Origin of the sequence: Enterobacter sp. E20, from assembly GCF_000801755.2 — a bacterium.
Taxonomy (GTDB): Bacteria; Pseudomonadota; Gammaproteobacteria; order Enterobacterales; family Enterobacteriaceae; genus Enterobacter; species Enterobacter asburiae_B.
In genome coordinates this window covers 410326-432876 of sequence record NZ_CP012999.1, presented here as the reverse complement: position 1 = coordinate 432876, position 22551 = coordinate 410326, and the positions used below count along the sequence as shown (strand labels likewise).

Genomic DNA, 22551 nt, shown 5'->3' with positions numbered 1-22551 from the left:
TATTTCCTCAAATTCTCGTGCGTAAATTACGCTTCAACAATTGCCAGAATGTCGCTCTCGGACATGATCAACACTTCTTCATTGTCGATCTTCTCGGATTTCACGCCGTAGCCATCGTTGAAAATTACGATGTCACCAACTTTAACGTCCAGTGGCTGCACAGTTCCGTTTTCCAGGATGCGGCCCTTACCGACAGCGATGATTTCGCCACGCGTTGATTTGGCTGCTGCAGAACCGGTCAGAACGATGCCGCCAGCAGACTTGGTTTCAACTTCTTTACGTTTGACGATCACACGATCATGTAACGGACGAATACTCATTGATAGCTCTCCTTTGAGAAAGTCATTATCAGTTATGGATGACGCCGGCCCGCATGCGGTTTTCCGACTAGTGCCCTGAGAGATGGGGATAGCTTTTTCCCCCTTCAAGGGGGAGTCGAAAAAAAAATTTGCGAAAGTGTTACCATCGCCTCTCTTTTGGTACTGGCAGGGCGATGTCAATGAGTGGACTCAAGCAGGAGCTGGGGCTGGCGCAGGGCGTCGGACTGCTCTCAACCTCCTTGTTAGGTACGGGCGTGTTTGCCGTACCCGCACTGGCGGCGCTGGTGGCTGGAAATAACAGCCTGTGGGCGTGGCCGGCGCTGATTGTATTGGTTTTCCCGATAGCCATTGTATTCGCCATTCTGGGGCGGCATTTCCCCAGCGCGGGCGGCGTGGCGCACTTTGTCGGACTGGCCTTTGGCCCGAGGCTGCAGCGTGTTACCGGCTGGCTGTTTCTCTCCGTCATTCCGGTTGGCCTTCCTGCGGCGTTGCATATTGCGACCGGTTTTGGTCAGGCGCTGTTTGGCTGGCATAACGAGCAGTTATTGCTGGCCGAACTGGGTACGCTGGCGATCGTCTGGTGGATGGGCTCTCGCGGCGCCAGCTCCAGCGCCAACCTGCAGACGCTGGTTGCGGTACTGATTGTCGCGCTCGTTGTCGCAATCTGGTGGGCGGGCGATATCACAATAAAGGAAATTCCCTTCCCGGCGCTGACCGACGTCGACCATTCCCAGCTTTTCGCCGCGCTCTCCGTCATGTTCTGGTGTTTTGTCGGCCTGGAAGCCTTTGCCCATCTGGCCTCTGAATTTAAGCAGCCTGAACGTGATTTCCCCCGCGCGCTGATGATAGGCCTGCTGCTTGCTGGCACGGTCTATTGGGCGTGTACCGTGCTGGTCTTACACTTCCACGCGTTCGGAGCGGATCTCGCCGCCGCGGCATCGCTGCCGGGTATCGTGGTGGAACTGTTCGGCGTGAAGGCGCTATGGATCGCCTGCGTCATCGGCTATCTCGCCTGTTTTGCCAGCCTGAATATTTATATCCAGAGCTTTGCCCGGCTGGTGTGGTCGCAGGCGCTCGACAAACCAGAGAATCGCCTCGCGCGCCTGTCTAAACGCCAGCTTCCGCTGAATGCTCTGAATGCCGTACTGGGCTGCTGCGTGGTGAGCACGCTGTGTATTTACGCACTGAAGATCAATCTGGACGCGCTGATCGTCTACGCCAACGGCATTTTCATCATGATCTACCTGCTGTGCATGCTGGCGGGATGTCGTTTACTGAAAGGTCGCTATAAAGCTCTGGCGGTCGTCGGGGGTATGCTTTGCCTGCTGTTGCTGGCGATGGTGGGATGGAAGAGTCTGTACGCGATTGTCATGCTGGCAGGGCTGTGGGTGTTTTTGCCGAAGCGCGGTGCGCTCCCGGAGGCCCGGTAGGCGAAGCGCCACCGGGCAATAAAATCACCGATCGTCTTTATGGTCTAAACGGTCGTGCTGTTCATCCTTACGCTGATACTCCCCTTCAAAGGTATCGCCCGGCCCGGTGCTGAACCCGCCCCCCGGCATACGGCTAAAGCGCAGATGCGGCAGCAGCTTCATGGTCAGGTGTTTTTGCACCGGCGGCAGAAGCAGCAGAAGGCCAAGGAAGTCAGTGAAGAACCCCGGCAGGATCAGCAGCAGCCCCGCAATAATCAATGACACGCTTTTGATCATCTCTTCCGCCGGGCTTTCCCCTGCGGCCATCTTCTGCTGCATTATCAGGAAATTTTTGAAACCCTGATTACGCACCAGCGACATGCCGATGACGGAGGTGAAAATCACCAGAATCAGCGTCAGCAGGATGCCCAGCACATGGGCAACCTGGATGAAAATGGAAATCTCAATGTAAACATAGAGAAAGAAAGCAATAAACGGTATCCAGCGCACTGGCATCTCCTGTGTGGCAGAGGCCATCGGGCCCCTGTCTGAATGTGTTCGCGACGCGCGTTTGTATGAAATGGTGACGGTTAGCGAAAATTCAATCAGTTTGCACGGATATTTTTTTTGGAAATTATAAAGCGGTGACCCATTTCACAGATTAATAATTATCATGGAATCGGCTCGATAATAAGTGATCCAGCTTACGGCAATTCGCTATCATCAGCATATGATCTCGAGCATCTGGCTGATTGAGGGAATAATCGTCGGCCAGAAAATATTCAAAACCACATAAATACTGTGTGTTTAGTACAATCCATCGGCAGCTTGAAAAGAAGGTTCACATGTTAAACAACATTCGTATCGAAGAAGACTTGTTGGGTACCAGGGAAGTTCCAGCGGATGCCTACTACGGTGTCCACACTCTGAGAGCGATTGAAAACTTCTACATCAGCAACAGCAAAATCAGCGACATTCCTGAGTTTGTCCGTGGCATGGTGATGGTGAAGAAAGCCGCAGCACTGGCCAACAAAGAGCTGCAAACCATTCCTAAAAGCGCGGCAAATGCGATTATCGCAGCCTGCGATGAAGTGCTGAACAACGGCAAATGCATGGACCAGTTCCCGGTTGACGTGTATCAGGGCGGCGCGGGCACCTCCGTCAACATGAATACCAACGAAGTACTGGCAAACATTGGCCTGGAGCTGATGGGTCACCAGAAAGGTGAATACCAGTACCTGAACCCGAACGACCACGTAAACAAATGCCAGTCTACCAACGACGCCTACCCTACCGGCTTCCGTATCGCGGTGTATGCCTCTGTGGTGAAACTGGTGGATGCGATCAACCAGCTGGGTGATGGCTTCCAGCGTAAAGCGGTTGAGTTCCAGGACATCCTGAAAATGGGTCGTACCCAGCTGCAGGACGCGGTGCCGATGACGCTCGGCCAGGAATTCCACGCGTTTAACGTACTGCTGAACGAAGAGACCAAAAACCTGCTGCGCACCTCCGAGCTGCTGCTGGAAGTGAACCTGGGCGCCACCGCCATCGGTACGCGTCTGAACACCCCGGATGGCTATCAGCAGCTGGCGGTACAGAAGCTGGCTGAAGTCTCTAACCTGCCGGTTGTGCCTGCAGAAGACCTGATTGAAGCCACCTCCGACTGCGGCGCCTACGTCATGGTACACAGCGCCCTGAAACGTCTGGCGGTAAAACTGTCCAAAATCTGTAACGACCTGCGCCTGCTCTCTTCCGGTCCGCGCGCTGGCCTGAATGAAATCAACCTGCCAGAGCTGCAGGCCGGTTCATCCATCATGCCAGCCAAGGTGAACCCGGTAGTGCCAGAAGTGGTGAACCAGGTTTGCTTCAAAGTCATCGGTAACGATACGACCGTGACCATGGCCTCTGAAGCGGGTCAGCTGCAGCTGAACGTGATGGAGCCAGTGATTGGTCAGGCGATGTTTGAATCTATCCACATCCTGACGAACGCCTGCTACAACCTGCTGGAAAAATGCATTAACGGCATCACGGCGAATAAAGAAGTCTGTGAGGGTTATGTCTACAACTCCATCGGGATTGTCACCTACCTCAACCCGTTCATCGGTCACCACAACGGTGATATCGTCGGTAAGATTTGCGCCGAAACCGGTAAGAGCGTACGTGAAGTGGTGCTGGAGCGCGGGCTGTTGACCGAAGCTGAGCTGGACGATATCTTCTCGGCCCAGAACCTGATGCACCCGGCATATAAAGCGAAACGATATACCGATGAAAGCGAACAGTAACCGTTCTGGCTAGGCTTCTTAAGGCACGTCACTTGTGACGTGCCTTTTTTCTTTTTAGGCGTTACCTAAATACAACAATTCAATATCAACTTGTTAATAAGCAAGGCAGGTCCTTATGTTTGGAGCAGAACTCGTCATCGTCTTGTTGGCGATTTATTTGGGAGCAAGACTCGGGGGTATCGGCATTGGTTTTGCCGGCGGTCTCGGGGTGCTCGTTCTTACCCTTATCTTTCAGATTAAACCCGGCGCAATCCCGTTCGACGTTATCGAAATCATCATGGCAGTTATTGCCGCTATCGCCGCCATGCAGGTGGCAGGCGGTATGGACTACCTGGTAAGCCTGGCGGAGCGTATGCTGCGCCGCCATCCAAAATACATTACCTTCCTTGCCCCGCTGGTGACCTGGTTTATGACCATTCTCGCCGGTACGGGCCACACCGCCTTCTCTACGCTGCCGGTGATTACCGAAGTGGCGAAAGAGCAGGGTATCCGTCCATCTCGTCCGCTCTCAATTGCCGTCGTCGCGTCCCAGATTGCGATTACCGCCTCGCCGATTTCCGCTGCGGTGGTCTTCTTCGCCGGTATTCTGGAGCCGATGGGCGTGAGCTACCTGACGCTGCTGGCGATCTGTATCCCGGTGACGCTGATCGCGGTGATGATCACTGCCGTGCTGTGTAACTTCCTCGGCGCCGAACTGAAAGACGATCCGGTTTACCAGGAACGCCTCGCCAAGGGTGAAGTGAGGCTGCGCGGCAGCCAGGTCTTCGAGCTGAAGCCGCACGCAAAGCGCTCCGTGCTGCTGTTCCTGATCGGTATTGTCGCGGTGATGTTCTACGCGACCGCCATCAGCGACACCGTGGGCCTGATCCAGAACCCTGTCCTGCCGCGTAACGAAGCGATTGTAGTGTTTATGCTGACCATCGCGACGCTGATTAGCATCACCTGTAAAATCGACACCAGCGAAGTGCTGAACGCCAGCACCTTTAAATCCGGTATGAGCGCCTGCGTATGCGTACTGGGCGTGGCGTGGCTCGGTGATACCTTCGTGAAAGCGCACATCAGCGACATTCAGACCATCGCTGGCGACCTGCTGCACAACTACCCGTGGCTGCTGGCGGTGGTGCTGTTCTTTGCCGCTACCCTGCTTTACTCCCAGGCTGCGACCACCAAAGCGCTGATGCCTGCGGCACTGATGCTGGGCGTGACGCCACTGACGGCGATTGCCTCTTTCGCGGCGGTTTCTGCCCTGTTCGTTCTGCCAACCTACCCAACCCTGCTGGCGGCGGTGGAGATGGACGACACCGGCTCAACCCGTATCGGTAAGTATGTGTTTAACCACGCGTTCCTGATCCCGGGCGTGGTCGCCATTTCACTTTGCGTGATCCTCGGCTTTATCATTGGCGGCGTGGTGCTGTAAACGGTGAGTGGTTGTAAAAATAGTTAAAATCGGGCCGCACTGCGGCCCGTTTCATTAATGACCAACCGCCTTGCGTGATATAGTGAAGCCTTTCGTGATGAGGAGGTCGACTTGTGAACACGCCTGATGCTGTTGTCGTACTGTGTACCGCCCCTGATGAAGCCTCTGCCCAGGATCTCGCCGCCAAAGTGCTGGCCGAAAAACTGGCTGCCTGCGTGACGCTCCTCCCTGGTGCCACCTCCCTTTATTACTGGGAAGGCAAGCTGGAGCAAGAGTACGAAGTCCAGATGTTGCTCAAAACCAATCTGGCGAATCAGCAGGCTCTCCTGGACTGCCTCAAATCTCATCATCCTTACCAAACCCCGGAGCTGCTGGTATTGCCAGTGGTTCATGGCGATAACGACTATCTCTCATGGCTCAACGCTTCCTTACGCTGATCCTGCTGCTGTGCAGCACGTCAGCTTTTGCCGGGTTGTTTGACGCGCCCGGCCGTTCGAACTTTATTCCTGCCGACCAGGCGTTTGTTTTCGATTTTCAGCAGAACCAGCACGATCTGACGCTCACCTGGCAGGTGAAAGAGGGCTATTACCTCTATCGCAAGCAGGTGAGTATTACCCCTGCCCAGGCAAACGTGGCCGCATTACAATTGCCCGCTGGCGAGTGGCACGAGGACGAGTTCTACGGTAAGAGTGAAATCTACCGCCAGCGCTTAAGCGTGCCCGTGACGGTGAATCAGGCGGATAAAGGCGCGACGCTGACGGTGACCTATCAGGGATGCGCGGACGCGGGATTCTGCTATCCACCGGAAACGAAAGTCGTGCCGCTTAGCGAAGTGAAAGCGACTGCTGCTGTAACGCCGGTCCCTGCGGTTGAGAAAACCAACGACCGCGCTGACCTTCCGTTCTCAGCGCTGTGGGCGTTACTGATTGGTATCGGCATTGCCTTTACGCCGTGCGTGTTGCCGATGTATCCGCTCATCTCTGGCATCGTGCTGGGCGGCAAACAGCGTCTTTCTACTGCCCGCGCCCTGCTGCTGGCTTTTATATACGTGCAAGGAATGGCGCTAACCTACACAGCCCTTGGCCTTGTGGTTGCCGCTGCCGGGTTACAGTTCCAGGCAGCACTCCAGCACCCTTATGTTCTCATTGGCCTGTCAGCGGTGTTTATCCTGTTGGCGCTGTCAATGTTTGGCCTGTTCACGCTACAGCTGCCCTCTTCGCTGCAAACGCGCTTAACGCTGATGAGCAACCGTCAGCAGGGCGGCTCCGCAGGCGGCGTGTTCGCGATGGGTGCCATTGCCGGGCTGATTTGCTCTCCCTGCACTACCGCACCGCTGAGCGCTATCCTGCTGTACATCGCCCAGAGCGGTAACATGTGGCTCGGCGGGGGTACGCTGTACCTCTACGCGCTCGGCATGGGTCTGCCGCTGATTCTGGTCACGGTTTTCGGCAATCGACTTCTGCCGAAGAGCGGCCCGTGGATGGAGACGGTGAAAACCGCATTTGGTTTTGTCATCCTCGCGCTGCCGGTGTTCCTTCTTGAGCGTATCATCGGCGACGCCTGGGGTCTGCGCCTGTGGGCGATGCTCGGCGTAGCATTCTTTGCCTGGGCGTTTATCGTCAGCCTGGGGGCGAAGAAGCCATGGATGCGCCTGGTGCAAATCCTGCTGCTGGCTGCCGCGCTGGTGAGCGTACGCCCTCTGCAGGACTGGGCGTTCGGCACACCGGTGAGTCAGACCCAGGCGCATCTGCACTTTACCCAGATAAAAAACGTGGATGAACTTAACAGCGCACTGGCAGAGGCGAAAGGCAAACCGGTGATGCTCGATCTCTATGCCGACTGGTGTGTCGCCTGCAAAGAGTTTGAAAAATATACTTTTAGCGATCCACAGGTGCAAAGCGCCCTTAAAGAGACCGTTTTGCTCCAGGCTAACGTGACCGCCAATAATGCGCAGGATAAGGCTCTGCTGAAGCAGCTTAACGTACTCGGGCTGCCAACCATTCTGTTCTTCAATCAACAGGGCCAGGAGCAGCCTGAGCAGCGTGTAACCGGGTTTATGGATGCAGCGGCATTTAGCGCGCATTTGCGCAATCGCCAACCGTAAACAACACTTTAAGCGGGACAAACCGTTGGGAATAGCGGAGGAGATAACCGTGCAACGTGAAGACGTACTGGGACAAGCCCTGCAACTACTTGAGATTCAAGGGATCGCCAGCACCACGCTTGAGATGGTAGCCGACCGTATCGATTATCCCCTGGATGAACTTAAGCGCTTCTGGCCAGATAAAGAGGCGCTACTCTATGATGCCCTGCGCTATCTCAGCCAGCAGGTTGATGTCTGGCGCAGACAACTGATGCTGAATGAAGAACTGACCGCGGAGCAAAAGCTGCTGGCGCGCTATACCGCGCTGACGGAATGCGTCAGCAACAACCGCTACCCGGGTTGTCTGTTCATCGCCGCCTGCACTTATTTTCCTGACCCTGGCCATCCTATTCACCAGTTGGCGGATCAGCAAAAACGGGCGGCGCATGACTTTACCCACGAGCTGCTGACCACGCTGGAAGTCGATGACCCTGCGATGGTGGCTAAACAGATGGAGCTGGTGCTGGAAGGTTGCCTCAGCCGCATGCTGGTGAACCGTAGCCAGGCCGATGTGGATACGGCGCACCGCCTGGCGGAAGATATTCTACGCTTTGCCCAATGCAGAATGGGTGGAGCGCTGACCTAAGCCAGCATGCCCACCCAGGCGGAGACAAGCAGACACAGCGCCATCAGGCGCTGAAACCACACCATCGCCACGGTGGTGCGAAAAATTCGGTTCACCGCTTTACCTAACCACGCCCAGCACATCAAACAGGCTATCGAGATCAGCAGAAACCATAGCGCCATTAGCGCAATATCCCGCAATGCATGGTCGCCAGTTGGGGCAAACAGGCTGACGACGGCCAGCGCCATCATCCAGGTTTTGGGGTTCACGACCTGCAGCAGCGCCGCCGCCCGAGCGGTGAATCGGATACGGTGCTCAGCGGAGAGACGGGCTGCCGGGGCGCGAAACAGCTGCCAGCTCATCCAGCTTAGCCACAGCACGCCTGTCCAGCTCATTATCTGACGTATCAGAGGATACTGACGTAGCACTTCCCCCCCGCGCCCGCGCCTGATACCAGCACAATCGCACTGGCCGCGATACATCCGCCCAGAATAGCAGGTACGGTATTTTTTACGCCAAAGTGCTGGCTGTTCGTCAGCACGAGAATATTAGTCGGCCCCGGGGTAATGGAGGCGACAAATGCGAACAACAGAAAGGGTATCAAACTCACGGGTGGCTCCTTTTTATTAGAGCCATGAATGTGCCGTTATTTTTTGGAAACGTCTGGAAGGTTTGTGCACAACCGTCGGTAGTGTGCAGGAGAGATACGGTAAGCACGCTGAAACCAACGTCCCAGATGGCTTTGATCGGCAAATCCCACTGCGGCAGCCACATCAACAGGCTGGTCACCACGCGCCAGCAGCTGTCGGGCCTTTGCCAGGCGCAGCTGAATAAGCCATGCGTGTGGCGCCAGGTTGAACTCGCGCTTAAAACAGCGCGTCAGGGTAAAGCGATCCGTGCCCGTCTCGCGCGCAAGGTCTGACAGCCCTACGTTCTCGCCGATATGAGCAAAGAGATAGTCGCGCGCACGGTGCGCCACGGCAGCGCTTTGTAACTGCGACGGCAGTTTTTTACGCCAGTGGCAGTGGGCGGTGATCCGGGAGAGCAGATTATCCATTGTGCTCTGCTGAACGATTTTCATCTCGTCATTATGCAGGGTGGAAAATGTCTCACCGATAGCACGCACCAGCTGCGGCTCCCGCGTCAACGTTTGGGCAAAGTGGAGTGAATATCTCCCGGGAGTAGATTCGTAAAGCCCTTGTAGCGCACGGGTAAGCCAGCGCTCATCCAGATAGAAGGTCAAATAGGTAAAGCCGCCCTCTACAGGCGCATCACCGTCGTGGATCTCGCCAGGTTCGAGGAGAAATGCGTCGCCCGGCTGGCTACGATGACGCTCACGGCGGCAGTGAAACTGCTGCGTGCCGGAGAGGGTTATCCCTACCAGATAGCTATCGTGCCAGTGCGGATCAAAGGCATGACCTTCGAAATGCGCTTTAATCGTCTCAATACCCGTATCTGCATGCTGACGCAGTTCAAGCCAGTCATTCGCCATACTGTCCTCCTCTTGCTATCAGCATTGCCGTATTACGCTGGTTGTGTCTGGAAGATTTGTGCATTTTCACGGCGAAAGCGGACAGATTGCCGCAAACTTAAGCAGTTGAACAGCTTTTCCCGAAATAATGTTGACGATCGAGCGTGATTGCGGTTTAATGCGCTCCGTTGCCCGGATAGCTCAGTCGGTAGAGCAGGGGATTGAAAATCCCCGTGTCCTTGGTTCGATTCCGAGTCCGGGCACCACTATTCATAAGGCCTCGCTGCAAAGCGGGGCTTTTTCCTTTCTTAGCTACGGTAGATTTCTGGTCGTTGCAACACGTTATTTGTTTGCTGGATTTCTCGCCATTTTCGCAGATGTTCGTTACTTTTACACACCTCAACACCCTCTGATGTGTCTCTTCCTTACCCCACTGCTACGGTCTTTCTACGGTCCTCTACGGTTCCTTTCTTTTAGATTATTCATAATGAAGCAGAGAATACGGGGGAAATGGGGGATTTCATAATTTACTTTATTTAACAACAAATTACCTTCCATTACCCCCGGGGGAAGACCGGGGAGACTCCTCTTCAGGCAAGGGGGAAGAACTCAGCGTTATCAACTCCCCTTGTCAGTCGGGTGTTTCCACCATCTACTCCACCTGTAATATTCCTGTTTTTCACCTTATGATTCTTCGCATCAGCAAAATCCCCCGCTTTCCACGTCATTAAAAAATGACTCAGCCCCATCGGAATTCCTTACCTGAACATAAACTTTGAACTGTAATACTTACATTAAACAATGTGTATTACCGATTTAAAATAGCCATAACCCAGCCCCTTTATAAGGGGCTAGATTTTGTTAGAAAATAATATTACTTATATCAGAAATAGCATTCAAAGATCCTCTATAGTCGCTCCCTGTTTTAGGAAGAATGTAAGAGTATCTGGAATCACCATTATATACTAACTTCCAATGCTTACCTTCCTCAGACAACTCAAACCCAAGTTCCTTAAGCTGCCTTGACGTTGCCTTATCCATACTCCTGTAGCCATTAAGTGCTCTTTTCAAATGAGTTTGACGCGAATTTGCTTCCATAGTTTGAGGGTTATTGGAAATTAAAGAAGATAATATATGATTACTTCGACTACCCTCTTTCGTATTCACAATAGCAACCTTCAGTGCTTCTATTATTACATCTTTGATCTCACCATTGAAAAAGTCAGTTTCTTCCCCTGCATTCATTACTATACTTCCTTGAGCTGAAGCTTGTGATTGAAGCATTCGAACACGATATTCTAAAGATAATATATTACTTTTGAGTTCTTCTATTGTTTCATCTTTTGCAACATTATCGGCCTCATACAAACCCATCAATTCACTTGTGTATTCACCTCTAATCTTAAGTGTATTAATAGAATCCTTAGTTCTTCTTTTTTGTATTTCACTCCATCCCCCCTCAGAGACGGGAGCCATTGTAGATGTGGCTTTTACGACATCATCAAATAATTCATCTTCAAACTCCTTCGCTGTTTTCTCACCCCGACGGTAAAAGGAGATATTTTGTCCTCGCGGCCAGTAAATTCCGACTGCACCTGCGTAAGCATTTTTAGAATTTGTCTCATTTTTTAGTTTTATTGAAAACATTTTCTCACGAGGTTCAATTAGAACATGAGCTATGCCACACACCTTTCTTGCTAATCGCTCAGGAATAATGTTATGAGGATGTTCATTGTAAAAATATTTCGAACTGACATAGATTATTGGCAGCCTGTTTTCAGTTTCTCCATTGATAACTTTTGCCGCCAACTTTAAATGCTCTTCAGAATTCGAAAGGTAATCAGGTTCTATTGATGTTTTGAAGGCATCATCCAAACCACCAGAAAATTTATCTATCAACCTAATTACTATCAAAGGTTTTTTAGGTTGAGGTGCTAAATACGCAGCCTCCTGACTAACCACACTTGATTCAACTTGGATCCATACCGTATTATTTATTAAGTTCTTATTTATAGATATATCAGTTACCCATTTGTGTGGTTCGGAAATTTTAGAATATCTGAAGCAACCTAACTGAACATCTTGGTTGCCATGAGTAATTACATCAATCCTTTCATTACTTGACTCTACATAAAAATCTTCACTAAGATAGTCACACGCCAATTGTGCAGGTATAAAGTTTGTGTGTGGTGATTCATGAATCCAAGAAAAGCACTCATTGAATACATCGTCAAATAAAACATCATTCGAAACATAGAAACCAGTGGAGAAAAACTTCATTGACATTGTCCTTATGATATGAGGTTACCTTAAGAAGATAATGAAAATTAAATTTAAAATCAACCCACAAGCCCTCCCTTCCCCCAAAAAAAACAACTATATCAACTGAGATAGGGGGGTCAGAACAAAGACGATGTATTCCACATGATCATGAAATAAACCTACAACACCAAAATTAAAAAATGTAGCCCTATAAAAAACAACACCTACTAAATTAATGATTAATCATTAATGCAGAAGCATGCTCTCAAAATAAGCACATACTCTCCAATAAGGTATTTCTGGATAATGTCGCCCATATATGTAATTAAAATCAACCAAAGCACATATTATTTTTTTGAATACATCCCCCACCGGTATTTTTTCCATTAAGACCAGAAACAGACCGTAACACCTATTTTTGCGGCATTTCTCGCCTTCAATCATCTCAAGTAACACCAGCATCCCCTTCGCCACGCTAGAAAATCAACTTAGCCATTTACAACGCCGTGCCTGGGATGGGTCAACCCTGAAGTTCTTTACACCAGTCACAGGAGGTAATATGTCCAGTCCGAAACGCTTCCGTTTTACTAACCAGCTCATTAAATCCCTTCCCCCAAACTCATCAGATTCACGCAGTACCGATGCCGAATACAGCGATACCGAGATTTCGGGTCTGAAGTGTCTGGTCAGCAAAGGTGAAGGACGTAAAAAGTTTTTGCTCCGCTACCTCTACCATGGAAGAAAACGTGCCATCGCTATTGGTCACTGGCCTGAGGTGGATGTCATCTTAGCCCGTAAGATTGCCATGGAACATAAACGCTCACTTGCCACCGGAACTGACCCTAAGCAGGAACGCGAAAACAAGAGACAAGAGATGACATTTGATGAACTCTTTAACCAGCATTATCTGGTTTGGGCAAAGTCTGCTAAACGTAGCTGGGGAAAGGATCTCCAGCGCTACCGCGATCATATCCGTCCCGCCATTGGTCAGAGGCTGCTGAGCGATATCACACCAGCCAGCATTCTGCGCCTTCAGCAGACGTTAAGTACTTCCCTGTCAGCGGCTACCTGTAACCGTGTCATCGTACTCATTAAAGCCGTCTTTACATGGGCCGGAAGGCAAAGCATGACCTCTGTTCATCCGGCAAGGGTGGTACAGCTACTCAGGGAGAACAACGCCCGACAGCGTTATTTTACCGAGGACGAAATTCGTCGTATTTTTCTCTCCGCCGATAACGATACCAGCCCTGTAGCTGCCCGCTATGTCAAACTGCTGTTACTGACCGGCCTTCGTCGTGATGAGCTGCGTCTGGCTAAGTGGGAGCATGTTGACCCGGTTAAACGCACCCTGTGGCTCCCTGAAACCAAGAATGGCTATGGACGGATTGTTCACCTTAACTCACTGGCGATGGACGTAATCAGAACGCTGCCAACGCAGCGGGGAAATCCGTGGTTGTTTATTGGTAAAAAACAGGGAATGCCGCTGAGTAACCCGGTTAAAGCCTTTCAGCGTATCGTGCGTCGGGCGGGAATTTTCGACAAGGAAGTGTGTATTCATACCTGCCGCCATTCGGTTGCCGCCCTCATCGTGTCCTTCGGCGGAACACTGTATGACGTTCAGGCTCAACTGGGGCACCGCAGCAGTCAGTCTTCACAACGGTATGCGCACCTTCATCCTCAGCGCTTACAGAACACCAGTCAGTTACTGGCGGAAAGGATAACGGCTCAGCTACCGTCCTTGTGATAACAGAAAAGCAGAGGCAAGTGCCCCTGCTTTTTTTGAGGTTAAACTCATCAATTAGAATGGGATGTATTCATAAGCGGTCTCATCCCCATTACTTCTGGCAAGATATCGGGCTTTATTGCGAGCCTGATCGATTGATAGTGTTGGAAATTCACCAAGATAATCATAACGAACGTTACCTTTGAAAATATAACTGGCAAAGAAACGAATATTTTCATTTCGGTTAATCATTGCTTTTAATTCAGGATACTCACTGTCTGTCACTTCCCTACAGATATCATAGAAATTGCATTTAGCCTGCGTCATGATAAGACCATGAGGCGTAAATGGTGGGCGAATAGTTTCACAGCCTGTAATAGCACCAGGAAAAGTGTGAGTTTCATTTAATTCGCAGAATTCAGTCATGGGGTTCCCCTTCTGTTAATTTATTCAGAATAATAAGTTTAAAGATAAGTTAGTTAACTACATTCAGATAATGCTCAAGCACAATTCAAATCAGCACTGATAAACCCTCGCTTAATGTGGTAGTAACACCTGTCCATACCAGTAAGAGGACGCTTTTTGTAATGCCCTTTACTTTCTACCCGCAGAAGTTTTCGTCGTACCAGCTCCTTAGCGACGTCACTGGCGCTTAATGAATGTTTCTGACACCACTCTTCAAATACAGGTGCGAAGATTAAAAAATCCTCAGTAGCATGGTGAATATAGCCCCAGTGATTTCCGGGTTTACGGTTATCCGGTTCTTTAAGACCGATAAAATGCGCACCCTCTCGCTTTACAAGGTCACGCTGAATATCAATAAGAGCCAGTAACACGGGGTTATACTGGTTAGGCTTATCATCAAGCCAGCGGCGAGCGGCACTCATTACCGCATCTGCAATAACATCCTCACCAAAGGGAAGAATATTCCATTCAGTTGCGAGAATCCCAGCGCACCAGCACAGAGCAAAACGTTCTAATGCACGCTTCTGAATATCACTGAGAGAATAGCCTTCTTTCTGCAACTCACCGATCAGAATGCCATAGCAATCTTTTGATGCACCCTGGATGAATTTACACATCTCCTGATAAGATAAGGCCTCATCATTTTCACCCTCCAACGTTAGAAGGCAGGCAATAAATTCCTTACCCGCAGTGCCGTAAGTCTCACACAACCCATGTTTCAGTCTCTCAGCTCGATTACGTACGTCTTCAGAGGTCTCGCCGTCTTTACGGGCATCTTCGGGGCGGATGTTAAGACTAATGGCACGATGCTCCTGCCCTCCCTGAATTTGCTCTTTCTGCGTGGCAAGCTTCTCAGGGATAGACATTTCCCCTGACGAAAGAATAAACATTTTCCAGGTAAAGGCCTCATCTATCTCCAGATGCTGATTCATTCTATCCTTACCCTTCGAAGCAGTAATATTGTACAGCAAGGAAGCAAAGTCCTTCTGTTTGTAAGCACCCAACTCATCAATACAGGCTAATATCCCTGAATATCGACTCAGGTTTTTCTCAAGCGCATTCGCTGTAGTATTCCAGCGTAAAATGTTCACATCTGGCGCACTGCCAGGTTCTCCACCATGCCCGTGAACTGACATGGGAAGCTGAAGAAGAATTGTTTTTCCGGTCGTTGACCCCCCGTAAAAATGAAACAATGCGACATCCATTTTGCACAACGACAGCAGCATCGAAGCAAAAGCTGTGGATAATGCAAAGACCTGAGGCCAGCCATGAACCAGCTCAGCTACCATAGTTTTCCAGTCATCCAGCGCTCCCGACTCGACAAGCCCTCGTGGAACACGGTAAGCCGGAATCAAATAGTCAAATCCCAAAAGGTGCTGCGCGATAGGCATACTGCCGTGAAGAAATGCTTTGTTGCCAGGCACAAAACCCATCGAATCTGCGACAAGATAAGTAGGCAATTCCAGCGATTTCTTCATACACACCTGTAAGAATTGCACCAGCAGCTCTTTAGACTTTATCGTCAGGGAGATACCAAAACCTTTGCCCGCCAGAGAAGCCATGACGTGATCAGGTTTTACCATTGCATCACTTAATGAGACATCAGCACAGGCGAACTCTCCAGCATGGTTGATAGTCATCAACTCGACGCCCATATTGCGCGTTTTACAATCAGAATAATGCCTGTAGACAGGGAGAATGGGGGTCGAGCTTAACTGGTACCATTTTTTTCCTTCATAATAGAAAAGCCCTTTTGCAGTATTGACAAAGCCTTCAGGCAGACCATCACGGCATCCACACTTAGAAATGTCATCGAGATCGATGTCGATTGCAGCAGCCTTGTTCAGGTTTTTTCTTACCACCTTCAGATGAAGAGCACGACGAGCCAGAAATGCATTTAATTTCGTGCAGGCAAAACGAGCGGGGGTCGTTGTAGTCAAGGGTGATGGTGTTGATTTATTATTCATTTACAGGGTCCTTTTGAATGTGAACCACAGGCAGTAAAGCGCAGAACTCACTTGCCTGAGGGGGAATTCTGTTTAGGCCGGAAAAACATTCATCGCCCGGTTAACAGCTTCGTGGTAACGCGCCGGAGAAGCGTGCAAGTAAAGCTCCGTCACTTTGATAGTGCTGTGGCCCAGTAAGTCTTTGACGGTGTGAATGTCGGCCCCGCTCTCAATGAGCTTTGTCGCAAAGGTATGGCGCATCTCATGGATGGTGAACGGTGGAATACCCGCAGCCTCACAAAGCCGTTTTTGCAGGCGACGCGGCTCAGAAACCGGATTATCGGTCCCCTTGCCCGGAAATACCCAGCCTTCATCACCCAGATGCTGACGCTGTTCTGTCAGAAGAACGAAAGCCTTATCACATACCGGTACACGGCGGAGTTTGCCGTTTTTGGTATGGCGAAGGGTGATAACCTTCCGGATCCAGTCCACATCCTCAAGACGAAGATGACGGGTTTCCCCCAGACGCAGCCCCGTCAGGGCAAGGAACATGAGCAGAGCAAGGGCTTCATGATCGGGTTTACCATTACGCCAGCGCTCACATACGTCCACCCAGCGCTGAAGCTGGGAGTCATCCATGGCACGGCGATCTGACGTCACTTCAGGCAGCGCTTTGATATAAAGCGCCGGAGAGCGGCTGATGTATCCCATGCGTATAGCCCTGGTAAACACCGCTTTAATGAGCGCCAGATGGCGGTTGCGGGTGGCAGGCTTGAGATCGAGATTATGCAGATAGCTCAGAATATCTGCCTCCGTCATACCTGCCAGCTTTTTGGCACCGAGAAGAGGGCGCAGGTATTTACGGATCTTAGAAAGATCGGTGTTAGCTGAACGCTTAACGCCCGTGCTGAGTACGCTTTTCTCATACTCATCCACAAGCTCATTAAACGTCATTTTACTGTGAGTAAGAAAACGCTCACCATAAGTTTCAACGGAAGCCTTAAGCTCCTGAATTATTTTAAAGGCATGCTCCCTTGCGTTATTAATGGAAAATTCAGGGTAACTTCCTACGGAAACGTAAACATTTTTTCCGCGAATACTTTTGCGGACAATAAACTTAATGCGTCCGGATGAGTGGAATATAGCCTTAAGCCCGGTACATTTTGTATCGCTGGCTTCGATAGTCCGGCCAGTTTGTACTGCACGGATTTTATATTCATCAAGAAAGGCTTTAGTAAAAACACCTCCAGTATTTTTAGGTGCAACCTCTGAATATTCTATAGCATTAGATACTCCTTGGTCGGAATATCCATGAATCTCCGCATCTACATTGAAGGAATTTTTATGAGCAGCAGCGATGCTCTTTTCATCCAGCGCTTGCGTTATTTTATTTAAAGGGTAATTAACATCCATAATATGTACATGGTCCTCTGAAAATTCAGATGATAATGAGTAAGTTAATATGTCGGCCAACAATGGGATAAGCTTATTTATTCGTGACATCACTTTCAAGCCCATGAAAAATCAGCTCTTACATGCCCATTGACATTTAATACTCAAGTCAGAAAGACCATGATGATTCATCAGGAGTACTCCTGCTCAGGGAAAAGTGAAAATAGCGTTAAACCATATAAAAAAATTGTGTTCCGGATGCGTCGCCCAAAGTAAGTCAACTTTTGAGGCTCTGAAATAAGAAAATGGTGATACACCTCACCGATTTTCGCCTGAAAAACGACCTCATAAGGTATTTAAAATTAATACTTTTTAAATCAATAGATTAAAGTAATGGTTTTGACAATATGCAGCCCAACTTAAGGGTGAATCAACCTTTCCACAATCAAAACCACACTCTATTCATTTTTTATTATTGTGACACTCGTCACATTTCACGCCTGCGGGTGCTTTGATTTTGTACATTCACAAAGCTCACCCACACCAACGACCATGACCGTAAAAAACCTCTTTTTATGCACATATTATTTCCATGTAAATCAATTCATTATGGAGATAATCATGTTTAAACTCACGACCCCCACCAGTCTTCCCCTTCTCAATCTGCCCGCCTCCGCACTGGCGTCCCTCAGCAATGAAATCCTCGGCCCCGTCGATGATATCGACCTGTTTACCGATTTCTGGAACGAAACGGGAACCCTGCTCTGGCATCTCAACCACGATGACACGCTCCCCGAAGACCCGCTGCTGGCAGTCGCACTGGCTAACCCGGAATACGTCACCGCACTTGATGATGGCTGGTATCTGCTTCTCGGTATCGTCTGTGATAACGGACAGGGTATCTATCTGGTGTTCCCGGACTCGACTGTTATCACTCAACTCCAGAACCTGATTGAGGCGCTGAACCATGAGTAAGAAAAAAATCGCTACCGAAGCTACCGTCATCGAAAGCTATACCGTGTTCTACAGTGGGGACGCCGAGAAAATCAGCCCCCACAGTAAGGGACTGCTGACGTATGAGCTGGGTAAGGAGGGTGATACCGGCAGCCTTGCCCTGCGTTTAACCGCCAATGGCGAAGGGGGCCTGTTCTCCCGTGAATGGATAACGCTTGATGCGATTCACGCCATTCTGGAACAGCAGCAGGACAGCTTTCCGTCGCGTGTGTTTCGACCACTATTTGGTCAGGGCAGCACCAACAACGCCGGGTTTCTTGCCGCCGTACTCAGAAGTCCGGATATCTGCCTTATCGAAGCGGACAGCAGCAGACTCTTTATGCACCGCTGCTACACCGACTGGCAGCACCGTCTGACGCAGCTTGCCGCAATCAGCCAGGACTAATCCCCCGCTTTTTCTGTGTTCCATACCCCTTAAAAAGGAAATTCACTATGTCATCACCCGCTATATTGCAGGGCGGCTATGTGCTGCCGCTCTCCCGGTCGTTCACCCAACTGCTTCTGGGTATCGTTGCGCAAAAACCGCCTCATCGTCACCCCATCACCGGATTAACCATTAACTTCCGTGACCCTGAATACTCACCGGAAAAGGGCGGCTGGCATCCGGTCGAAATACGCCTCATCCCTGCCGGAGAAGACTGGCAGCTCGATTACGTCACCGATTTTCACTATGCAGGGCATCCATGGCCTGAGCTTGAAAAAGATGTCGATGTGAGCTGGACGCATCAGTACACGTGGCTTTCCCGTTGTGGCGATATCTCTCATGTCGACGCCCGTGAGTTCTGGTCGCTGTGGGAAAGTAACTTTATGGCTTACCACGATATGGGGGTTTTCACGGTCCGTACGTTGTGGGAAAGCTGAGTGTTCACAACGTTTCCCCCGCATCCCCCCTCTCCCCCGTAGTAAGGAACTGAATGTTATGTACCGGCTTCTGCTGCTGAACTTCGTGGATTCATTTATCGATAACTGCATTCTCTCCTGCGTCGATGAACCGGCTTACGGTGGTATCGTGCAGTGCGAACTGCTTTTTGGCCTTGCCGCACACAGCGGTATCTATGTAGGTAACGGCGATATTGTTCATCTTGATGGAGATGGAACCGTTATCAAAAGTAAGGCTAAAGGGTTTCTTGACCGGCTCGATGGCTGGAACTCCGCTATCTCGGTGTATACCGACTGTATGGATTTGACGCCTCAGGGTTGTGCGCGGGCCGCTGAACGGGCAAAGGCGGCATTGGGTCAGCACTATCCCTACAGCCTGCTCGACTTTAACTGCCACCGGTTTACTGCCCGCTGCGTTACCGGCGATTCGTGCCCTGATATCTGGCTTGCCAGACATCTCGATTCTTTTCAGAAAGGGGACCGATGGCGCGTATGGCAACGATGAAAGCCAGCCGTTGCAGGCAACGTGTCACCGGACAGGGAGAACGGCTTATCCGGCTGACCATGGTGCTGTTTTACGGTCAGACAATATCTGTTCGCTACATCACCCGGCAGTTTGACGTATCTCCCCGGACCGCAAGACGGGACCTCGCTCAACTGGCCTTTGTGCTGGAATCTGCTGGACCTCACCGCTGGCGACTGGCTCCCTCGCTGAAACCCTGACTTTTTTCTCTGCCGGTCATCTCCTGACCGCTCCGTATGGCAGGCTGTCTCCGCTTTTCAATCCATAAGGGAACATGATGAAAATTTTAAAACTGTTAACCGCCGCAATTCTGCTTTCCGCCTTCAGCCACAGCGCGTTCGCCGACGAGCAGGCTGACGCTCAGATGATAACCAACTCGACCTTCTGCGCGATGTACTCCACCCGCCTGACCCAGACCAGTGACAGCGGCCTTCAGGTAAAAGGCGTTAATCTCAATGCCCGCTTCAACGGACCGGTATTCAACAGGGTACTTCAGGTGATGAACAAGACCTATGGCAGAACCTGGCTCGAATCAAATGCCCGTAACGGCAGCATGACCGCCATGCAACTTTCGCAGTCGGAGCTTCTGTATAACCCGGAATATGCCCGGCAGTGCGATGCTTTTGCGGATAAAGTGGAAAAGGAATGGCGCGGAAAGTAATCCCGACGCGTTATACCTCTATCCGGTGAACAGAAACCTGCTTTCGGGCAGGTTTTTTTTTACTTTTTTGTTTTCAGGCGGACAAACCCTGTCCGGTGGCTTCCTTAAACTGTCAGGTCCAATATCTGCAATGAGGTGAAATATGGCTACCTACCGACACGACCCCGACCTTGAGTTTCTACGCCACTGCCATCGTGACGATCTGGATTTACTGGTTTCTGTGCTTATCTGCGATCCGAAAGACGGACTGGCACGCATCACGGAAACGCTGACCTATGATCCTCAGTATAAAAAACACAAGCCCAACCACCCGCGCTACTGGGATGCCATTGCCGCCGAGGTTCAGACGTTTGGGGCGAACAGCTTTGCCACGCTGCTCCGCTGGGGTAAAGGGGTGCTGTACCGGGAAATTCTCACCGATGCCTGCGATAAAATGAAGGTGAACTACAACAACAAATCCAGTGTTGAAACCATTGAAATGAATCTGCTGATGAAGATCCTGGAGAAAAGTCTTGAGAAGATGACGCCTGACCAGCTAAAGACCGTGGCGGAAGAATTGCAGACAGGCTACAGCAACCCCACGCCGGAGTTGCTGACCATGGCAATCCAGGCGGGGATAAAAACATCCGGGTTTGCGGCCTATCAGATGGCACTTGTTGTCACAAATGGTGTGGCGAAAGCCCTGTTAGGCAGAGGGCTGACCGTTGCAGGAAATGCCATGCTGACGCGTACCATGGGCGCTTTTGCCGGTCCCGTGGGCTGGGTGCTCAGTTCTCTCTGGCTGCTGATTGATTTAGCCGGTCCCGCATACCGGGTGACGCTACCATCCTGCATTTTTATTGCCTACATGCGCCAGAAGCATCTTTATTCACCTGAGAATACTGACGTTTAGCACTTACATTTAAGGTATTCAGACTTTAAAAAACTTCAGAAGGCGGACAAATCCTGTCCGCTACTGCTGGCATTATTTCCCGGCTAAATTCGGAAATGATGTATGACGCTGATAACACAAGAAAACGAACATGACAGACTGGCAACCCGCCTTTCCATCATCCTGAGCCGTTTGTTTCAGGGTGAAAAGCTGCATATCGGGACGCTGGCAGAAGAATTTGGAGTGACGACGCGAACGCTGCGACGGGATTTCAACGTCCGTCTGACGTACCTTGATATTGAACAGAGCAACGGCGTGTATCAGCTTGCCTCACATTACTTTCGTCGCCGCACGGAACGGGATATGAAGATACTGGCGAGGTTGCTGCATCTTGACCGTCTGTTACCCGCGATGGACGCCAAACTGCTGAGCCTTCTGCTTGACGGGGAACGTCCCTCGCCATACAGGATTATGCTACCGGAGCCGCGCCAGAAACCCACCCTTTTCGGTGATTTCAGCAGACTGACGCTCGCCATACTTAACCAGACCCAGGTGCGTATCAGAACCGACGAAAACGTCAGCCATACCGTTCATCCCTACCGTCTGCTTTGCAGTCATGCGGAGTGGTTTCTTGCCGGATGTACGTCATCGGGCGTGTTCGTTATTTCCCTGTCCCGAATCAGGCTGGTTGAGGTATTACCGGATACAACGTTTGAGATCGATAACACACTCATTTCGCTGATTGAACAGTCTGACTTTATGGAAGCCTTACCCCACATGAACATTATTCATCAGATAATGCATTACGGGAGTAAACAGACGAATAATCGTAATTAAAATCACAACATATTATTAGTGATGATTAAATCACATTAACATGATAAGTGAGAAAGTTATGATTATCGATAAAGAATATGCACTTGTAGATGCAACAGCAAGACTTAACACTGACCTGAGGAATTATGAACATGAAATAAACAACGCCGCCATCATAACATTTGGCAATTACCTCGTTGAGGTAATCGTATATCAGTTCAGCTTTATCATCAGCATCAGGGCAGAGGGTGAAAAAATAAAGCACGGCCTTCTTGTTAACTTCGGTAAAAATATAGCAAGACAGGTTTCATCACTTTGTGCATCCGCAATGCGAGTCTACCCGAATGAAAAACACAAACCGAGCCGTCAGCTTTTCCATTGCATAAATTAGT

General features: G+C 50.4%; 23 protein-coding genes, 1 tRNA gene and 1 pseudogene. 17 read left to right on the top strand and 8 right to left on the bottom strand.

All coding sequences use genetic code 11. The features are described 5' to 3' along the window. Window positions 1–26: 26 nt before the first annotated feature. Window positions 27–320, bottom strand: a complete 294-nt coding sequence (locus tag NI40_RS02020; protein WP_003855929.1) for a co-chaperone GroES — start codon at window positions 318–320, stop codon at window positions 27–29. 179 nt (window positions 321–499) lie between these two features. Between NI40_RS02020 and yjeH the strand changes: the two genes are divergently transcribed. Further along, entirely contained in the window at window positions 500–1750 is a 1251-nt protein-coding gene (gene yjeH / locus NI40_RS02015) for an L-methionine/branched-chain amino acid transporter (protein ID WP_039261002.1), read from the top strand. 24 nt (window positions 1751–1774) lie between these two features. Here the strand turns inward: yjeH and NI40_RS02010 are convergent, their stop codons facing one another. Then, window positions 1775–2239 carry an FxsA family protein gene (locus NI40_RS02010; protein WP_039261000.1) on the bottom strand — a complete coding sequence of 155 codons (465 nt, stop codon included), beginning with the start codon at window positions 2237–2239 and terminating at the stop codon, window positions 1775–1777. 335 nt (window positions 2240–2574) lie between these two features. On the opposite strand from NI40_RS02010, the gene aspA reads away from it, so the two are divergent. The 5 genes from aspA to NI40_RS01985 all read left to right on the top strand — a co-directional run bounded on the left by aspA (window position 2575) and on the right by NI40_RS01985 (window position 8157). Then, on the top strand, window positions 2575–4011 hold the full coding sequence (gene aspA, locus NI40_RS02005; RefSeq protein WP_003855923.1) for an aspartate ammonia-lyase: 1437 nt from the start codon (window positions 2575–2577) through the stop codon (window positions 4009–4011). A gap of 115 nt (window positions 4012–4126) precedes the next feature. Next, entirely contained in the window at window positions 4127–5428 is a 1302-nt protein-coding gene (locus NI40_RS02000) for an anaerobic C4-dicarboxylate transporter (RefSeq protein ID WP_039260997.1), read from the top strand. A 113-nt stretch (window positions 5429–5541) separates the two neighbouring features. Continuing rightward, complete coding sequence (gene cutA / locus NI40_RS01995) at window positions 5542–5865, top strand: divalent cation tolerance protein CutA (protein WP_014168278.1); 324 nt, start codon at window positions 5542–5544, stop codon at window positions 5863–5865. After that, a complete protein-coding gene (locus tag NI40_RS01990; protein WP_039260995.1) occupies window positions 5841–7532 on the top strand; it encodes a protein-disulfide reductase DsbD in 1692 nt (563 codons plus the stop codon). The genes cutA and NI40_RS01990 overlap by 25 nt, the downstream gene beginning before the upstream one ends. A 49-nt stretch (window positions 7533–7581) precedes the next feature. Further along, window positions 7582–8157, top strand: a complete 576-nt coding sequence (locus tag NI40_RS01985; protein ID WP_032641387.1) for a transcriptional regulator — start codon at window positions 7582–7584, stop codon at window positions 8155–8157. On the opposite strand, the pseudogene NI40_RS01980 reads toward NI40_RS01985, so the two are convergent. Beyond that, window positions 8154–8746, bottom strand: a pseudogene (locus NI40_RS01980) (LysE family translocator). The gene NI40_RS01985 and the pseudogene NI40_RS01980 overlap by 4 nt on opposite strands. A gap of 36 nt (window positions 8747–8782) precedes the next feature. After that, window positions 8783–9628 carry an AraC family transcriptional regulator gene (locus NI40_RS01975; protein WP_039260993.1) on the bottom strand — a complete coding sequence of 282 codons (846 nt, stop codon included), beginning with the start codon at window positions 9626–9628 and terminating at the stop codon, window positions 8783–8785. Window positions 9629–9797: 169 nt separating this feature from the next. Here NI40_RS01975 and NI40_RS01970 point away from each other — a divergent pair. Further along, a tRNA-Phe gene (locus tag NI40_RS01970) sits at window positions 9798–9873 on the top strand. 595 nt (window positions 9874–10468) lie between these two features. Here the strand turns inward: NI40_RS01970 and NI40_RS01965 are convergent. Continuing rightward, a complete protein-coding gene (locus NI40_RS01965; RefSeq protein WP_039260992.1) occupies window positions 10469–11887 on the bottom strand; it encodes a hypothetical protein in 1419 nt (472 codons plus the stop codon). Window positions 11888–12428: 541 nt separating this feature from the next. Between NI40_RS01965 and NI40_RS01960 the strand changes: the two genes are divergently transcribed. After that, a complete protein-coding gene (locus tag NI40_RS01960; RefSeq protein ID WP_039260990.1) occupies window positions 12429–13613 on the top strand; it encodes a tyrosine-type recombinase/integrase in 1185 nt (394 codons plus the stop codon). 54 nt (window positions 13614–13667) lie between these two features. Here NI40_RS01960 and NI40_RS23745 read toward each other — a convergent pair whose 3' ends face one another. The 3 genes from NI40_RS23745 to NI40_RS01950 form a co-directional block, all read right to left on the bottom strand. After that, window positions 13668–14018 (bottom strand): DUF4102 domain-containing protein, encoded by a 351-nt coding sequence (locus NI40_RS23745; protein WP_079820674.1) that lies wholly within the window; start codon window positions 14016–14018, stop codon window positions 13668–13670. 74 nt (window positions 14019–14092) lie between these two features. After that, a complete protein-coding gene (locus tag NI40_RS01955) occupies window positions 14093–16024 on the bottom strand; it encodes a DUF927 domain-containing protein (protein ID WP_039260988.1) in 1932 nt (643 codons plus the stop codon). 72 nt (window positions 16025–16096) lie between these two features. Continuing rightward, entirely contained in the window at window positions 16097–17416 is a 1320-nt protein-coding gene (locus tag NI40_RS01950; RefSeq protein WP_039260985.1) for a tyrosine-type recombinase/integrase, read from the bottom strand. Window positions 17417–18016: 600 nt separating this feature from the next. On the opposite strand from NI40_RS01950, the gene NI40_RS01945 reads away from it, so the two are divergent. From NI40_RS01945 to NI40_RS01910, 9 genes are all read left to right on the top strand, one after another. Next, window positions 18017–18370: a hypothetical protein gene (locus NI40_RS01945; RefSeq protein ID WP_039260984.1), complete on the top strand. Its 354-nt coding sequence runs from the start codon at window positions 18017–18019 to the stop codon at window positions 18368–18370. Next, on the top strand, window positions 18363–18794 hold the full coding sequence (locus NI40_RS01940; protein WP_052206710.1) for a hypothetical protein: 432 nt from the start codon (window positions 18363–18365) through the stop codon (window positions 18792–18794). Before NI40_RS01945 ends, NI40_RS01940 begins: the two co-directional genes overlap by 8 nt. 47 nt (window positions 18795–18841) lie before the next feature. Beyond that, window positions 18842–19270 (top strand): DUF2787 family protein, encoded by a 429-nt coding sequence (locus tag NI40_RS01935; protein WP_039260982.1) that lies wholly within the window; start codon window positions 18842–18844, stop codon window positions 19268–19270. 58 nt (window positions 19271–19328) lie between these two features. Further along, entirely contained in the window at window positions 19329–19793 is a 465-nt protein-coding gene (locus tag NI40_RS01930; protein ID WP_039260980.1) for a lecithin retinol acyltransferase family protein, read from the top strand. Continuing rightward, window positions 19772–20011, top strand: coding sequence for a DeoR family transcriptional regulator (locus NI40_RS24450; RefSeq protein ID WP_071884805.1), 240 nt, complete (start codon window positions 19772–19774; stop codon window positions 20009–20011). Before NI40_RS01930 ends, NI40_RS24450 begins: the two co-directional genes overlap by 22 nt. A gap of 74 nt (window positions 20012–20085) precedes the next feature. Further along, on the top strand, window positions 20086–20472 hold the full coding sequence (locus tag NI40_RS01925) for a hypothetical protein (protein WP_225088728.1): 387 nt from the start codon (window positions 20086–20088) through the stop codon (window positions 20470–20472). Between the two features lie 142 nt (window positions 20473–20614). Next, the gene (locus NI40_RS01920) at window positions 20615–21364 is read left to right on the top strand and encodes a DUF3944 domain-containing protein (protein WP_000257250.1); all 750 of its coding nucleotides are present in this window, start codon (window positions 20615–20617) and stop codon (window positions 21362–21364) included. A gap of 102 nt (window positions 21365–21466) precedes the next feature. After that, complete coding sequence (locus NI40_RS01915) at window positions 21467–22180, top strand: helix-turn-helix transcriptional regulator (protein WP_039260978.1); 714 nt, start codon at window positions 21467–21469, stop codon at window positions 22178–22180. Window positions 22181–22238: 58 nt separating this feature from the next. Continuing rightward, window positions 22239–22550: a hypothetical protein gene (locus NI40_RS01910; protein ID WP_039260976.1), complete on the top strand. Its 312-nt coding sequence runs from the start codon at window positions 22239–22241 to the stop codon at window positions 22548–22550. Window position 22551: the final 1 nt, after the last annotated feature.

What these genes read in the sequence shown, in the direction of transcription:
- NI40_RS01925 (WP_225088728.1), top strand. Translation starts at nt 20,086, where the DNA reads ATGATGAAAATTTTAAAACTGTTAACCGCCGCAATTCTGCTTTCCGCC.
- NI40_RS01915 (WP_039260978.1), top strand. Translation starts at nt 21,467, where the DNA reads ATGACGCTGATAACACAAGAAAACGAACATGACAGACTGGCAACCCGC.
- NI40_RS01955 (WP_039260988.1), bottom strand. Translation starts at nt 16,024, where the DNA reads ATGAATAATAAATCAACACCATCACCCTTGACTACAACGACCCCCGCT.
- NI40_RS01935 (WP_039260982.1), top strand. Translation starts at nt 18,842, where the DNA reads ATGTCATCACCCGCTATATTGCAGGGCGGCTATGTGCTGCCGCTCTCC.
- NI40_RS01920 (WP_000257250.1), top strand. Translation starts at nt 20,615, where the DNA reads ATGGCTACCTACCGACACGACCCCGACCTTGAGTTTCTACGCCACTGC.
- yjeH (WP_039261002.1), top strand. Translation starts at nt 500, where the DNA reads ATGAGTGGACTCAAGCAGGAGCTGGGGCTGGCGCAGGGCGTCGGACTG.
- NI40_RS01950 (WP_039260985.1), bottom strand. Translation starts at nt 17,416, where the DNA reads ATGGATGTTAATTACCCTTTAAATAAAATAACGCAAGCGCTGGATGAA.
- NI40_RS24450 (WP_071884805.1), top strand. Translation starts at nt 19,772, where the DNA reads ATGGCGCGTATGGCAACGATGAAAGCCAGCCGTTGCAGGCAACGTGTC.
- NI40_RS01965 (WP_039260992.1), bottom strand. Translation starts at nt 11,887, where the DNA reads ATGAAGTTTTTCTCCACTGGTTTCTATGTTTCGAATGATGTTTTATTT.
- NI40_RS01960 (WP_039260990.1), top strand. Translation starts at nt 12,429, where the DNA reads ATGTCCAGTCCGAAACGCTTCCGTTTTACTAACCAGCTCATTAAATCC.
- NI40_RS01975 (WP_039260993.1), bottom strand. Translation starts at nt 9,628, where the DNA reads ATGGCGAATGACTGGCTTGAACTGCGTCAGCATGCAGATACGGGTATT.
- NI40_RS01910 (WP_039260976.1), top strand. Translation starts at nt 22,239, where the DNA reads ATGATTATCGATAAAGAATATGCACTTGTAGATGCAACAGCAAGACTT.
- NI40_RS02020 (WP_003855929.1), bottom strand. Translation starts at nt 320, where the DNA reads ATGAGTATTCGTCCGTTACATGATCGTGTGATCGTCAAACGTAAAGAA.
- NI40_RS02000 (WP_039260997.1), top strand. Translation starts at nt 4,127, where the DNA reads ATGTTTGGAGCAGAACTCGTCATCGTCTTGTTGGCGATTTATTTGGGA.
- NI40_RS01945 (WP_039260984.1), top strand. Translation starts at nt 18,017, where the DNA reads ATGTTTAAACTCACGACCCCCACCAGTCTTCCCCTTCTCAATCTGCCC.
- NI40_RS01940 (WP_052206710.1), top strand. Translation starts at nt 18,363, where the DNA reads ATGAGTAAGAAAAAAATCGCTACCGAAGCTACCGTCATCGAAAGCTAT.
- NI40_RS01930 (WP_039260980.1), top strand. Translation starts at nt 19,329, where the DNA reads ATGTACCGGCTTCTGCTGCTGAACTTCGTGGATTCATTTATCGATAAC.
- NI40_RS01990 (WP_039260995.1), top strand. Translation starts at nt 5,841, where the DNA reads ATGGCTCAACGCTTCCTTACGCTGATCCTGCTGCTGTGCAGCACGTCA.
- NI40_RS23745 (WP_079820674.1), bottom strand. Translation starts at nt 14,018, where the DNA reads ATGACTGAATTCTGCGAATTAAATGAAACTCACACTTTTCCTGGTGCT.
- aspA (WP_003855923.1), top strand. Translation starts at nt 2,575, where the DNA reads ATGTTAAACAACATTCGTATCGAAGAAGACTTGTTGGGTACCAGGGAA.